The organism is Citrifermentans bremense R1 (genome assembly GCF_000426865.1).
In the GTDB taxonomy this organism is placed as follows: domain Bacteria; phylum Desulfobacterota; class Desulfuromonadia; order Geobacterales; family Geobacteraceae; genus Geomonas; species Geomonas bremensis.
The window spans coordinates 53,624-67,840 of sequence record NZ_AUGE01000002.1 but is presented as its reverse complement, the minus strand read 5'-3'; the positions used below and the strand labels follow the sequence as shown (position 1 = coordinate 67,840).

Here is a 14,217-nt window from a genome sequence, read left to right as displayed (position 1 = left end):
TTGGCCATGTTCTGGAAGAAGCAAACCGATTTCACGCAGCTTTGGAGCGAACTCTCCCTTTTCACCCGCAGGGATGTGACCCAAGGGATCAAGCTTGCCAAGTACAAGAAGGCGGCCGGTACCCTGCTGAAGAGCGACCCCGGCTCCGGGCACGCGCTTATGGGGCTGGTCGCCTGCCTGGAGCACGACCTCTCCTCCATGCACGCCCAGCACCTGAAGGCGATCGAACTCTCCCAATCCTGCCTGCCGCTGATGTACTACGCCCTCTCCCTCGAAAAAAGCTGCCTCTGGAACGAGTGCGCGAAGTACACGCTGCTCGCCCTCGACCTCGCCCCCCAGGATCCGAAGCTCCTGAACGCCGCCCTTCGCATCGCCCCCCTGACGGGGAGGTTTTCGCTTCAAAAAAGGCTGCTGCAGCAGTGGCAGGAAAGCCACGAAGGGGTGCGGCACCCGGACCAGGGGCATTTCGACGCGCTCAACGGCAGCCTCGCCAAGCACGGGCTCCTGGAAAAGGACCTGAAGCAGGTGATAACCGCCTTGGGGGACGCTTTCTGCGAGAGCGACGCCATTCTCCTCAAGCACCGCTACGAGCTGGTGCCCCTGAAAGACGCCTCCTGTTTCATCCACTACCGCTTCCTGCTCCCGGACAACCTGGTCGCCTCCTATTACGAGGATCTGATAGCGGCGAAACTCGACGCTGCCGCCTGCCACCCGCGCATCTTCGACGTTTTCTCTTTCTCAGTCGAAAACGAAACGATGTACGAGCTGTACGACTACATGGATCGGGAGTTGGGGGAAAGCGCCGACACCATCAAGGTCCCGGACCCGGAGCAGATAAAGCTGATCGAGGAGCTGGTGGCAGGCGTGGAGGTCTGATCGATGGTGAGCAACGAATCGCGCATCCGCTTTCACGCGGCGTTCCAGCAGGTTCTGGACGAACTGGTAACCGCCGTGGCGAAGGAGCGGGAAAGGGATCCCCAGAACTACAAGAAATCGCCCCAGGCGAAGCTGTTGGCGCGTGTCTACAAGACCATCAAGGATGAGGTCCCTGCGGACCCGCAGCACCCGAGCTTTTATCAGGGGGAGACGCCGGGGCACGTCTACCGGCAGTGGAGGCGGGCTAAGCCGGACGAGCACCATCGCCTTTTCTTCAAATGGGATCGAGAGAGCAACGCGATCATCTATGCCTGGATGAACAGCGAGGTCAGCCTCACCAAGTACCGCAGCCACATGGACGCCTACCGGGCCTTTCGGGTTAAGAAGTGAAGGGAGAGGGGCGGGGGTGAGGGATTTGCTCGGGTGCCTACGCCTCAGGTGTTGCAGATTGCGATAGCGGCGCAGTAGCCGGTTGGGACGGGTAGATCATGCAGGCGCCATATGCCCACCTCCTCCGGCGTGATGCGGTGCGCCAGGAGCGCCGGCTTTTCTCCAGGCAAGAGCGATACGTCGAAGCAGGTGGAAGGTTGCGAAAAGCCGGTGCCGATCCCCTTCAGGTAGGCTTCCTTGCGGGTCCAGCAGCGGTAGAAAGCGGTCAGTTGCTCTTTCCAGGGCAGGCTGAACAGCTCTTGCTGCTCGCGGGGAGAGAAGTAGCGCCGGGCTATGGGCGCGAAGTCGAGATCCGGCCGCAGCTCTTCCAGGTCCACCCCCACCTCGCCGCCGAAGACGACGCCGACCAGAAGGCATGAACCGGAATGTGACGCGTTGAAACCTATGGGACCGTTTGCGGCATCACGCTGCAGCGACGGTTTGCCGTGTTCCCCAGAAGCAAATCCGATTTCCCGCGCTTCTTCCCCGGTCGCCCCCCCCAGCAGTTCGCGCAGTATCCCTCGCCCCACTAGGAATCGCTCTCTTTTTACCGGGTCCAAAAGACGATCACCCCGCAGCAGTTCATCCGGCGAGAGGTGGGCGAACAGACGCTTTCTTTCCGCTTCGGAGCGGTCCAGGGAAGCCAGCTCGAAGAAGACCCCTTCCTCGCCCGGAACCGGTATCAACGACCTTGCCTCAGGGCGTCTTGCAGCAGCCTAAGCCCTTCGGCGATGGATATGCGGGGGTGGTAACCGAGATCGGCGCGCGCAGCGGAGAGGTCGAACCAGTGCGCCGTGGCCAGTTCCTTGGCTACGAAGCGGGTCATGGGGGGCTCGCCGGAGAGGCGCAGCATCTTCCAGAGGGTCTCGCAGACCACGCCGGCGCCGTAGGCAAGGCCCGGGGAGACCTGGCGCGTTATCGGGGGAAGCCCTGCCGCCGCGAGGATCCGGTTAACCATCTCCCAGAGCGGGATGGGTTCGCCGTTGGAGATGAAATACGCCTTTCCCGCCGGCGCGCTTCCGGCTTTCAGCCGGTCGGCCGCGTTCAGGTGCGCCTCGGCGGCGTTCTCGACGTACACCGTGTCCACCAGGCAGGGGCGGTTGCCGATTCGCTTCAAGGCGCCCGAGCGCGCCTTAGCCACGATGCGCGGCACCAGGTGGTTGTCGCCTGGACCCCAGATCAGGTGCGGGCGCAGCGACACCGTCCCCAGGGTCGGGCTATTCGCCGCGAGCACAGCCTGTTCGGCCAGTGCCTTGGTGTGGGGGTAATGCGCCTCGAAATGGGCAGGGTAAGGGAGCGACTCGTCCCCTCCCTCCACGTCGGAGCCGTCGAAGACGACGCTTGGGGAACCGGTATAGACGAGCCTTTCGATGCCGAGCCTGCGGCAGGCCTCGATGACGTTTTCGGTGCCGGTGACGTTGGCGCGGTAGTACTCCTCGAACTCTCCCCAGATCCCCGCCTTCGCGGCGACATGGAAAACGACGTCGCACCCCCGGGCCGCGTCCACCACTGCTTCCGGATCCGACAGGTCGCCCCGGCGCTGTTCCACGCCCAGCAGGGCCAGTTCCGGGTACTCGCCGCGCGAGAAGCTGACCGCCTGGTCCCCCCGGGCCAGCAACTGGCGCACTATGGCCGAGCCTAAGAAGCCCCCGCCGCCGGTCACCAGAGCCTTCATTTGAGCCTCGCAGCCGCCCAGACCGCCAGCTTCTCCCGGAAGATCTTGGCGTTGTGACGGATGTCCACCGGGAAAGCCGGGTGGAACAGTATGGTTTCAATCGACTTAGTGTGGATGTGGTCCTGTGCGAAGGAGAGGAGCTCGGCCCGGACCAGTTCAGGATCCACCTTGACGTCCTTTTCCAGCTCCACGCAGAGCACGGGCTTCAGCTCGCCGGGTGCTCCCACCCCCACCAGCGCGGTGCGGAACACGGCCGGGTGGGCGTTGAACACTGCCTCGCACGGGATAGTGTAAAGCGGCCCGGACTCGGTCTCCACGCGATGCGATTTGCGTCCGCAGAACCAGATCCTACCTTCCTCGTCGCGCCCGCCCAGATCCCCCATGCGGTGGAAGAAGGAACCGGTCTCGGGATCGGCGATCTTGGAGAGATGGTCCGATTCCGGGCGGTTGTAGTACCCCCTGGTGACCTGCTCCCCCTGCACCACGATCTCGCCGATCTTCCCGGTCGGTACCCGCAGCGATTCGTGCCAGCTGCAGATAGGGTCGTCGCTGATCTGGACGATCTCCAGTCGGATCCCCTCGACCGGCCTGCCGACGCAGACGCCGCCGCCGGCATCGGTGATCTTCCTGGTGGTTTCCAGGATCTCGGTGCTGCCGATGGAGCAGACGGGGAGCGCCTCGGTGGCGCCGTAAGGGGTGAAGACCTGCACGCCGGGGTTCAGCAGCGAAGTGAAGCGCTCCAGTACCGCAGCCGACACCGGGGCGCCGGCCGAGATGGCGCGCCTCAAGGTGGGAAGCTTCACCTGGTGCTGCACCCCGTAGCGCCCGACCCGGTTGATCAGTGCGGGTGAGCCGAACATGGTGGTGACGCCGTAGGTATGGATGGCGCCGATGATCTTCTTCGGGTCCACCGACCCCGGGCGGGTGAAGTCCATCTCCGGGATAACGGCGGTCATGCCGAGGGCGGGGGCGAAAAGGGCGAAGAGCGGGAAGGTGGGGAGGTCGATCTCGCCTGGTTCGATCCCGTAGACCTGCTTCAGCGCCTTGACCTGCGCCGCGAAATTGCCGTGGCTGTAGACCGCCCCCTTGGGGACCCCGGTGCTGCCGCTGGTGAAGAGGATGGCGGCGACGTCCTCGGAACTGGTCGGGGCGGGGACAAAGGGGGAAGCGTCGGTGTGCTCTTCGATGATTTTGTTGAGCGTTGTTCCTTCCCAGAAAAGGCGCGGGCCGACGGTGATCCAGGTCCGGATGGTTTCCTTCCCCCAGCCGAAGATCAGTCGCGCCAGGTGCGCCTTGGGGATGCCGATGAAGGCGTGCGGCTGCGCCTCGGCAAAGCACTGCTTCAGGTTCTTGATCCCCAGCCCCGGGTCGATCAGTACCGGCACAGCGCCTACCTTGAAGAGGGCGAAGGTGAGAGCGAAGAACTCCGGGCTCGGCGTCACCATAAGCACGGTGCGCACGCCGCGGCAGATGCCGTTGGCGATCAGCCCCCGCGCGATCCGGTCGCTCAGCGTGTTGAGCTCAGAGAAGCTCAAGCTCCGGTTCTGCTTGGGGAAGATGATGGCGCTCGTATCGGGCTGGCGCTTCGCCATCTCCGGTAGGTGCGCTGCAATGTTGACCAGTTCGCTCTCTAGCATGGCCTTAACGGATCTCCCCGGGTGTGGTCTCTCGCAGGAATTCGGCAATCATCGGCACGACTTCTTGCTTCATGTCTTCCAGGAGGTAGTGTCCGGCGTCGGGGTAGTTCTTCACCTTCGCCTTGGGGAAGCGGTGCCTCCACTCAGCAAGGAAGGTCCGGTCGAACACGAAGTCGAGCTCACCCCAGAAGATCGCGATGGGGAGATCGGCAAACCGCTCAAGGCCAGCGGCTATCTCGCTCACCAGGTCGTAGTTGCGGTCGCCGGGGGCAAGCGGGATGTCCTGCACGAAGCGCAGGGTGGCGATGCGGTTCGCCCAGGAGTCGTAGGGGGAGCGGTACGCCTGCTGCAGTTCCCAGGGCATCGGGTTTTTCTTGCAGCCGACGATGGAGGCCCCCACGCTGAAGGCGTTGAAGCCGCGCACCAGAAGCGTCCCCAGGGCCGTATCGCGGCAGATCTTAAGACCTAGCGGGAAGGGCTTCTCCTTGGGGAGATGGAAGGCGGCCGTGTTCAGGAGCACGATGCGCCCGATCCGCTCCCGGTGCCGGTTGGCGTACCCCATGCCGATCATCCCGCCCCAATCGTGCAGTACCAGGGTGATCTTCCCTTCCGGCTGAAGGTGGTCGATAAGGCGCTCCAGGTCGTCGATGCGGCGCGCGAGCGTGTAGTCGTAGCGGTCGTCGCCGGGCTTGTCCGAAAAGCCGCAGCCGATGTGGTCCGGGACGATGCAGCGGTACTTGTCCCGCAGCGCCAGCACCAGGTTTCGGTAGTAGAAGGACCAGGAAGGATTCCCGTGCACCATGACCACAGGCTCGCCCGCGCCCTCATCGAGGTAGTGGTAGGAGAGGCCGTCCAGATCCAGCGTGCGTCCGGTGAAGGGGTAGTGCGCTTTTATGTCGAAAGTCATTAGATGCTTACCTGTGTCTGTGTATGTCGTGCTACCCTCACCCCGACCCTCTCCCAAAGGGCGAGGGTCGGGGTTTGCGGAAGTCTGTGAGTAGCGTGAAACAAGGCTGCCTGCCGCTGGGCGAAATTGAGTGGTTGATGAGTGAATTAATCTCCCCTCGCCCTTTGGGAGAGGGGCGGGGGTGAGGGCGGTTGTTACCAATCCACTCCCAGCATGAGACAGTTGAGCCCGCTCCCGATTCCCAGCAGCGCCACCCGGTCCCCCTCGGAGAGGACGTCCCTCTCATCGGCAAGCGCCGCGGTGAGCGGCAGGGAGACGGTCCCCATGTTGCCCAGGAACTCGTAGCTGGTGAAGTCTTTCTGCAGCGGGATCCCCAAGGTCTTCAAGATGGCGCTTTGGTGCGCGCTCCCCACCTGGTGGCAGACCACCCGGTCCACGTCGTGCTCGCCCCAGCCCACCTCGGGAAGAAACTGCTCCCAGGTGCGGCGGCCGAGCTCGACCCCGTAGTTCATCACGCTGACCGCATCGGTGCTCATGGACTGCGCGAAGCCTCCCTTGCCGTCGGGGGTGATGCCCCACAGGCAAAGGGCGTGGTGCTCCGGGGCCGCCTGGGTCAGTCCCCCGCGCAGGCGCCGCCTGCCAGATTTGGAGAAGGAGCCGTCGGTCAAGAGCACGGCCACCGCGCCGGAGCCGCCGGTGAGGGTGGCGAGCGAACTGGCGAAGTTCTCCATGCTCCTGTCCTCTAGCATGCGGGCGATCATGATGTCGTTGATGTCCCTGGCGCTCTCGCAGGAGACCACCAGACCCGCGCGGATCTGCCCCAGCTCGATGCGGTTCGCGACTTCGAGGATGCCGTTCAAGACGCCGAGGCAGGCGTTGGAGAGGTCCAACACCGCGACGTTTCCCGAGATGCCGAGCCCGGCGGCCACGCGGCAGGCGGTGGCAGGCTCGAACCGCTCCCGGCAGACGCCGGTGTAAAGGAGCGCCCCGATCTCGGAAGCCGGGATGCCGGCAGCCGAAAGCGCCTTCTTGCCGGCGGCGACGGCCCCCTTGGAAAGCTGGAAGCCGGGCTCCCACCAGCGCCGCTCACGGATGCCGGTCAGCGCCTGGAGCTGTCCGGGGGTGAAGTGCAGGGTTTTGTAAAGCGGCTCCAGCCGCGCCTCCAGCTCGTCGGAAGTGACGACCACCGGAGCAAGCTCATAGCCGAAAGATTCGATAAATACCTTGGAATACTTCATTCATCACCTTAAAAACGGAAGCTCAAAATCTAAAAAAGCATGACCACAGAGGACTCGGAGGTTCACGGGGGTCATGGAGGAAAACCAAACCTAAAAGCACTCACCACAGAGGAACACAGAGGAAAACCAAACTCTTTTTTATCGTCGAACCAACATCGAAAAGAACTTTGATTCCATTCACCCACCCAGCGCCGCACGTGAACTTGCGTTCCCCCCTTTGCGAAGGGGGGGCAGGGGGGATTTCCTTGCCGCCTACCCCCGCTCCAACTGCAACGTAAAGTCGTTCATCTGGTAAATGGCGCGCCCATCCACGTACAGGAACCCGGCGGCGGTAAGTACCTTGTTGGCGTCATCGACGGCGGTGATCCAGGCAACTACGGTGACTTCCTTATTGGTCGGCACCACCTGGCCGCGGTAGAGCCAGCGGTGCTCCCGCTCCAGCGCCACAGCCGCAAGAGTGTCACCCTCCTGCCAGCCCCAACGCTCGACCGCCGCAAACTTCACCAGTTGCAGGAACGACTCAAGCCCCAGCGACCCTGGCGTCACCGGGTCTTCGTAGAAGTGCGCCTTGAAGTACCAGTCGTTCGGGTCAACCAGTTTGGTCCCTTTCAGGTAACCGAGACCGGCCGGGCCGCCGTCGGCGACGTAGAGTTCGATCTGGTCGATCATCCTCAGCTTCTTCTCTGGGTACGGGCGGCTCTCGGGATAGGGGAGCTTCTCTCCTCGCGCGATTTCTTCCGCCGTAGGCTGGTGCGGGGCCGCTTCCCTGATGCCGACCTGGTTTGCCAGCGCCTCCTTGGCGAAGAAGCCGAACATCGTGTCCCCCTCGTAGAGGACGCCCTGGCGGTCGGCTACGCTGAAGCTGAACTCCTGGATGATCATCCCGCCGCTGGTCGCCGCCTTGGTGAGGGTGGCGGTCGCGGTGAGCGTGCCGGTCTCAGGCGTCACGGCCCGGTGCTGCACCGCCGTCCCTCCCAGGTTCCTGAAGGAGATGTCGTTGGGGGTGGTGAGCGCGGAGCCCACGTAGGCTGCGAGCCAGCCGCAGGGCTGCAGCGCCGCTTCAAGCAGCACGGAGAAGGGCATGCGCGCCTGGCGGTCGGCGGCGAAATACCACTCGTCCACCGGGATGTCGTACTGCGCTTCGGCCAATGCCCCAGGGACCATCTGCCAGGGCTCGCCTCGCACCGCGGTGACCCGGTCCATGAACTGGAAGGGAGGTCCGGGGAGACGGGCGATCTTTCTGACGCTGTCGAAGATCCGGTACCTGTCGCCGAACCCTTCGGACGGCTTGCCGTTGCTGTAAGCGAGGATCTGCGCCTTGGTGTAGACGGCAGGTTTCACGTCGTAGTTGCCGGCTGGCTGGGTCGGAGCGGGAGCCGCTACGTTATGCAGTTCCTGGCCTTTGGCGCCCCAAAGTTCAAGCAGTGCTTGATGGTTGGTTCCGGTCAGCTGAGCCGACATGTTGGTGATCTCGACGATGGGCTTGCCGTCGGCGTACATCAGCGCGTCCACGATGGCGTAGGGCTCGGGGCGGTAGCCCAGTTCCCTTACTGTCACCTCGTAGGTGACCACCTTGGTTGTCTCCAGCACCTGACCGCGGCAGCAAAGCTGGCTGGCGACGCCGGGAACGGGTTGCCACGCGGCGCCGTCCGCCTCGGCGACCCATCCCAGGCGCAGCAGGAAGATGCGCAGCGTGTGCATGCAGCACTCGTACATGAGCGTGCCGGGCATGACGCGGTCGTCGACGAAGTGGCAGGTGATGAACCAGTCCTCAGGGTGGATGTCGGCTTCGGCGCGGATGAAGCCCAGGCCGCAGCGCCCGCCGTCGGGCACGAGCTCCATGACGCGATGCACGAGCTCCATCCTGCCGCCCGGTATAGTGAGCGGGCGCCCTACGCGAAGCCCGGCGAAGAGGGGGCCGAAACAGGCGGCGAGATCCCCCCTGCGCAGCGCATTCAACTGCTCCGCGCCATATGAGGCAGGCTGCATCGGCACCAGGTACTTCCAGTCCGGCGGGAGCTTGCCGGTTTTGGGGCGGAGGTCGATGGCGCCCCGCACGATTCCCTTGCCGGCGTCGAGTTCGCCCTGGGTGAAGAACCCGGCGCAGCCGTTGCGCATGGATAGAAGCGGCTCCCCGTTAACCGTCGCCTCGAAGTGGAAACGGAACAGGTAGGTCTCGCCCTGGCGGAAGAAGCGCTCGATGCGGATGTCGTAGTTGATGGTCTCGCCCGGCCCCGGGAGATCGCGGTGGAAGGTGACCACGGCGTCCAGCAGGCGATATACCGCCAGTCCCTTCGTGATGAAGTCGATCCCCAGGTAGCCGGAAAGAAAGAGGTCCGCCTGACCCGCCTCGACTGCGATGCAGGTCGGGATGCGGCCGCCGTCCAGGTACCAGGCGCCCGGGTGCACGTCGTGCTGGGTCACCACGCGGCCGCTGGTCATGGATTTGGGCTCTCCCTCCAGCGCCACGATGCGGTGCACCAGTTGCAGCGGCGTGTCGGGGAGCCTCACGCGGGTCGGGAAGCTGTCGGCCTCTGCGAACTCGGGCCCGAGCATCTTGGCGACGGAGCCCACGGCGAACTCGAAGCACATCTGCTCGTCGTAGAGCGCGGGAAGGGCGCCGGGGTAGGGGGCAGGCTGCACTGTCGCCGGGGGGGCTGCGGGTACTGCCGCAGCCGGTTCCGGAGACCATCCCGGATAATTACCCGTTGCAGGGAAAGCAGATGCCGCATCCAGTGGCATCCCCGCGGCCAGCATCTGCTGCTGCAGGGATATCTGCAGCGCCAGCGTCTCGGCGATGGAACGGCTCAGGCCGGTGGCGACGCGCAGGTAAGCCTCATGGGCCTGCTGGGACGCTTCCTGGGCGGCGGCGAATTCGCGCAGCAGCGGTTCCTGGATCGCACCCTGGATGGGGAGCGGCGAAACGGCCTGTAGTGGCGCGGGGTTCACTTGCGGCTGCCCCATCTGGGGCTGAGCTGCCTGAGGCTGCGCCTTAGTTGCGGCATTGTGTATCGATGGTGCTGTCGGTGCAACCACTTGATCTGCAGCCGGAATCGACAAGGTACTTACCGGCGCATCTGTAGACCGCCGTATCTGAGGAGGCTGCGGTACGGCTACCTTGGTTGCGGCAGGTGCGGCGGAAACGGGCGCCTGCGGCCTGACAGGCGGTGCCGCCTGTGCCGCCTGTGCCGGTGCGGAAGCCTCCATTCCCGGGCGCGACGGTGCAAAGGGGTCGCCGCCGGTAGTGAAGCGAAGGGTTTTCCCCTCGCCGACTAAGGCCGTGGCGCTGACACGCTCCGGTGCGAGGGCGAACAACGGTTCGAAGTCGACGGGAACGCGCTCGGAGGTGAGCTGGGCCAAAAGCCGCAGCAGGGCCGAATTGGCGTCCACCCCGGGGAGGCAGACGGAACGCGCCATGTGGGGGCGTCCGGCGAGGATGCGGCCGATCATGCGGCTGCAGGAGCCGCCCGGTCCCATCTCGATGAAGTACCTTACCCCTTCGGCGTAGGCCGCCTCGATCACCTTGGGGTAATCGATCCCCTCGATGGCCTGGGAGAGGATCGAGTCGGCTGCGGAGCGCCGGTGCACCTGGTACGCCGCGCCGGCGGCGCCGCTGTAGAAGGTAACCCCAGCGGGAGGGGTGGTGTTGAAGTTGTGCAGGTCGCGGTAAGGGTTGGCCACCTGGCGCGCCACCTCGCAGTGCACGGTGGTGACCCCCTGGAGCGGGAAGAAGCGGCAGTCCAGCATGGCGACCAGATGCTTCACCCACTTCACGTCGCCGCCGATGACACATTCATCGGGGGTGTTGACGATGAGGAGGTAGACGCGCGAGGTTTTCTTCAGCGCGCGCCGCACCTCGCGGGCCGGGGCGTCGACCACGCCGATGCTCCAGTGGATCTCCTTCCCCTCGGTTTCCCCCCACGCCTCGCGGGCGGCGCGGCACTCGCCGGCCAGGTCGCGGGTGAATAGGGTGGAGGCCTTCATGCGCGACAGCATGAGGTCGCGCTCGACCCAGGTGCGGCTGCCGAAGAGGCCGGCGGATTCGCCCAGGCTGTAGCCGATCACGGCGCTGGGGTCGATGCCGAATTGCCGCACCACGTCGGTCACGGCGCAGCCGGTCGCGACCTGGCCGAAGATGACGGCCAGATGGTTCTCGTTGACGCTCTCCATGGGAGCGCCGTTCCAGAACTGCTCCGGCTGGAACTGGTCGCGCAGGTAGAGGTTCTCGCCGTCCTGGCGGCGGTAGACCTGCGGCCAGTGCGCGGATAGCTCCATCCCCATCCCGGCGAAGTGGTTGCCGGAACCAGGGTAGACGAAGCCGATCTTTCCTGATTTCCCTATAGGGTCGGCGTTGAAGAAGATGCGGTCGCGAAGCGACGGGTGGAGCACCGCCTCGGCGTAGGCCGGGCCCGACTGGACCATCCGCTCCCCCTGCAAGCAGAGGGAAGCGAGCTCTTCCAGGCTGCGCGCCACCAGGGCTATCGCCAGCGGTTCGCCGGCCAGGCTCCTCTGGCTGTTGAGCAGGTCATGCGAGAGCGCGGACAGCGACGGCGCCGGTTTTCTTTCGGCCTGCTGCTTCAACTGCTGCAGGCGCTCGGCAAGCTGCTCCCGGTCGCTACCTGCGATGCAGAAGAGGTATTCGTCCCATCCCCCCAAAGGAGCGACCTTTTCGGCCGCAGCTTTGAGCTGGTCCTTGTCGTACCCCTGAAGCACAACGTGGCTGCAACTGCCGTCCACGCCGAAGACGCTGACACCGGCGTGGCGCGGCCCGTCGCAGCGGTTCCTGAGCCAGAAGCGCGAGGCCTCCGGCAAGAAGAGCGAACCGCTTCCCGAGACCTTGCCGAGCGGCCGCTCGGCGGAGCGCGCCCCGGGGATGATCTCCTGGTAAAGCGCGAGGCAGCCGCGGACCAGGGAGGCTAGGCCGCTGGCTGCGCCTGCGTGCCCTATGTCCGCCTTGACGCTGGCGACGGCCAAGCGCCTTTGTGAGGCTGCGGCGTGTGCGGGGTCGTCGAAGAACTCGGCAAGGGCCGCCGCTTCCATGCGGTCCTCGGCGGCGTGCCCGCTGCCATGTGCCTCAAGGTAGCCGACCTTTTCCGGCGTGACGCCGGCCTCGCCGTAGGCGCGCTCCAGCGCGTGCCGGTAAGCGGCTGCGCCTGGTAGCATCAGGTCGCCGCTGGCGGCACCCACGCCGCCGATCACGGCGTAGATCCTGTCCCCGTCGCGCTCCGCGTCTTCAAGTCGCTTCAGGATGACGCTGGCCGCGCCTTCCCCTATGATGGCGCCGTCGGCGGACTGGTCGAAGGGGGTAGCGCTCCCGAAGCGGGAGTAGGGGCGTCCCAGGTGCTGGCCGATCGCCGCCCTCAGGTCGCCGGCAAGGTCGACGGCGCCGACGACGGCGCGGTCGACCTCCTCGCTTTGGAGCTGGCGCACAGCGATCTCCAGGGCGCGCAGGCCCGAGCTTTCCTCGCTGGACAGGGTGAAGCTGGGACCGCCGCAGCGGAACTCGCGGGCGACGCGGCTCGCCACGACGCTTCCCAACGCGCCCATGGTCCGGTTGGCGCTAAGTGCCGGGCCGGCCTCTTCGCGCAACTGTGCGACCCACGCCTCGAATTCCTGTTCGCTCAGGTTGAGGCCCAGCTCCTTGGCCCATTCGCGCGCCTTTTCGGCGATGGACCAGCGGAAGGCGAAGTTGGTGCTGTTCAGGTCGAGAGCGATGCCGATGAAGACCCCGGCGCGCAGGTTTTCCTTCTTGTCCATACCCGCGTCGGCGATGGCCGCGGCGGCCGACTGCAGCATGAGGAGCTGCTGGGGGAGCATCTCTTCCAGCTCCTTGGGCGGAATGCGGAACTGCCCAGGGCTCTGGTCGAACTGGTCCAGGTAGAAGCCGGCGAAGGGGGTCTCCTTCAGCTTTCCCTTGGCGAACCAGGCGCTCTTCTCGGCGCCCCACCAGTCCTTGGGCTGGGTCGGGCGCGCGGCAGCGCCTCCGCCCAAGACGCGTGCCTGGAAGGAGGTGAGATCCTGCCACTCCCCGAATCGGGCGTCCAGGCCCACGACGGCTATGGGGCAACCCTTTGCCGGGGCGGGGGATGCTGCGGCCTCGCTCTCAGGGAGCCACTCCTCGACCAGCAGGTGCCCGTTGATGCCGCCGAAGCCGAAGGCGGAGACGGCGGCGCGGCGCGGGACGTTGTCGGCGCGCCTTTTCCAGGGAGCGGCGCTCTGCAGCACCCGGAAGGGGCTTTGTTCCAGCTGGAAGTTGGCCGGCGCCGCGTTGAAGTTGGCGGTAGGGGGCAAGGTCTCCTCGGCCATGGACAGGAGCACCTTGGTGAGTGCCGCCGAACCAGCCGCGGTCAAAAGGTGGCCGATGTTCAACTTCACCGAGCCGATGACGCACCCTTTACCGGCCTCGCCCGTTTCGCCCCAAAGCTCCCTGAGGCTCGCCACTTCCGTGGCGTCCCCTACGGGGGTGCCCGTCGCGTGGCACTCGATGAGGTCGACGTCCTGCGGCTCCCATCCAGCCTTGGCGTAGGCGGCGCGCATGGCGCGCAACTGCCCGTCGGAAAGGGGGGCCAGGAGGCTCCCACCCACGTCGTTGGAAAGACCTATTCCCTTGATTACGCCGTAGATCTTGTCTCCCTGCGCCACGGCGTCAGCGAGCCTTTTCAGCACGAAGATACCCGCGCCTTCGCCCACGACCAGGCCGTCGCCGCTCGCGTCGAACGGGGAGCATATGCCGCGGCGCGACAGCGCGCGCAGCTGGGAGAAGCCCATCTGGGTGTAGAGCGGATCTGGGCGGGAGAGCCCGCCGGTGAGCATGGCGTCGGCGCGACCGGAGAGAAGCTCGTCGCAGGCAAGCTTGATGGCGTAGATGGAGGAAGCGCAGGCGGCGTCGAGGGTGCAGCAGCCGCCACCCAGGCCGAGAGCCGCGGAAAGAAGGCCCGCAGGGAGACCGGCCACGTAGCGGTTCAGCCCCTGCGGGATCGGTGCGTCCCCCGCGTGCCCGAGGAGTTTCTCCTCGAAGTTCCGCCCCAAAAGGGCGCGGGAGAGCTCCGCGGATTTCTCGCTGGGAAGCGCCAGGTTCCCGATGATGACGCCGATGCGGGAGCGGTCGACCCCCGTGGTGACGGCGGAGTCGAAGGCCCTTTTGCCGGCGTGCAGCAGCAGGTGGAACAGGGGATCGAGCCCCGAGGCAAGCTCGGCGTCGATGTTCAGCCCCGAAAGGCTAGCCAGGGGAGGAATGGAGTCGATGAAGCAGCCGCGCTTGGAGTAGACGTGGTCCGGCTTTCCCGCCTCGGGGTGGAAGGCGGTATCGGCCGGGAGCTGCCAGCGCCCGGCCGGGACCTCGCGGGCGGCACTTTTAGCGTTGCGGATGTTATTCCAGAAAGTTGTCAGTTCCGGCGCGTCGGGAAAGATCCCGCCGATGCCGACGATTGCCACGGAAGGCGACTGCTGCTTCAT

8 protein-coding genes are annotated in these 14,217 nt (G+C 65.4%); 2 read left to right on the top strand and 6 right to left on the bottom strand.

Annotated elements, in window-relative coordinates:
• Positions 1 to 6 precede the first annotated feature (6 nt).
• Both K419_RS0102695 and K419_RS0102690 read left to right on the top strand, forming a co-directional pair.
• The gene (locus K419_RS0102695) at positions 7 to 876 is read left to right on the top strand and encodes a hypothetical protein (RefSeq protein WP_026840215.1); all 870 of its coding nucleotides are present in this window, start codon (positions 7 to 9) and stop codon (positions 874 to 876) included.
• Positions 877 to 879: 3 nt separating this feature from the next.
• Positions 880 to 1,266, top strand: a complete 387-nt coding sequence (locus K419_RS0102690; protein ID WP_026840214.1) for a type II toxin-antitoxin system YhaV family toxin — start codon at positions 880 to 882, stop codon at positions 1,264 to 1,266.
• Positions 1,267 to 1,310: 44 nt separating this feature from the next.
• On the opposite strand, the gene K419_RS0102685 is transcribed toward K419_RS0102690, so the two are convergent.
• The 6 genes from K419_RS0102685 to K419_RS0102660 all read right to left on the bottom strand — a co-directional run bounded on the left by K419_RS0102685 (position 1,311) and on the right by K419_RS0102660 (position 14,217).
• Positions 1,311 to 1,991: a 4'-phosphopantetheinyl transferase family protein gene (locus tag K419_RS0102685; protein ID WP_026840213.1), complete on the bottom strand. Its 681-nt coding sequence runs from the start codon at positions 1,989 to 1,991 to the stop codon at positions 1,311 to 1,313.
• Positions 1,988 to 2,980, bottom strand: coding sequence for an NAD-dependent epimerase/dehydratase family protein (locus K419_RS0102680; RefSeq protein ID WP_026840212.1), 993 nt, complete (start codon positions 2,978 to 2,980; stop codon positions 1,988 to 1,990). Before K419_RS0102680 ends, K419_RS0102685 begins: the two co-directional genes overlap by 4 nt.
• Positions 2,977 to 4,617, bottom strand: a complete 1,641-nt coding sequence (locus K419_RS0102675; RefSeq protein ID WP_026840211.1) for a fatty acid CoA ligase family protein — start codon at positions 4,615 to 4,617, stop codon at positions 2,977 to 2,979. Before K419_RS0102675 ends, K419_RS0102680 begins: the two co-directional genes overlap by 4 nt.
• A gap of 4 nt (positions 4,618 to 4,621) precedes the next feature.
• Positions 4,622 to 5,524, bottom strand: coding sequence for an alpha/beta fold hydrolase (locus K419_RS0102670; RefSeq protein ID WP_026840210.1), 903 nt, complete (start codon positions 5,522 to 5,524; stop codon positions 4,622 to 4,624).
• A gap of 194 nt (positions 5,525 to 5,718) precedes the next feature.
• Positions 5,719 to 6,762, bottom strand: coding sequence for a 3-oxoacyl-ACP synthase III (locus K419_RS0102665; RefSeq protein WP_026840209.1), 1,044 nt, complete (start codon positions 6,760 to 6,762; stop codon positions 5,719 to 5,721).
• 252 nt (positions 6,763 to 7,014) lie between these two features.
• Positions 7,015 to 14,217 carry a type I polyketide synthase gene (locus tag K419_RS0102660; RefSeq protein ID WP_026840208.1) on the bottom strand — a complete coding sequence of 2,401 codons (7,203 nt, stop codon included), beginning with the start codon at positions 14,215 to 14,217 and terminating at the stop codon, positions 7,015 to 7,017.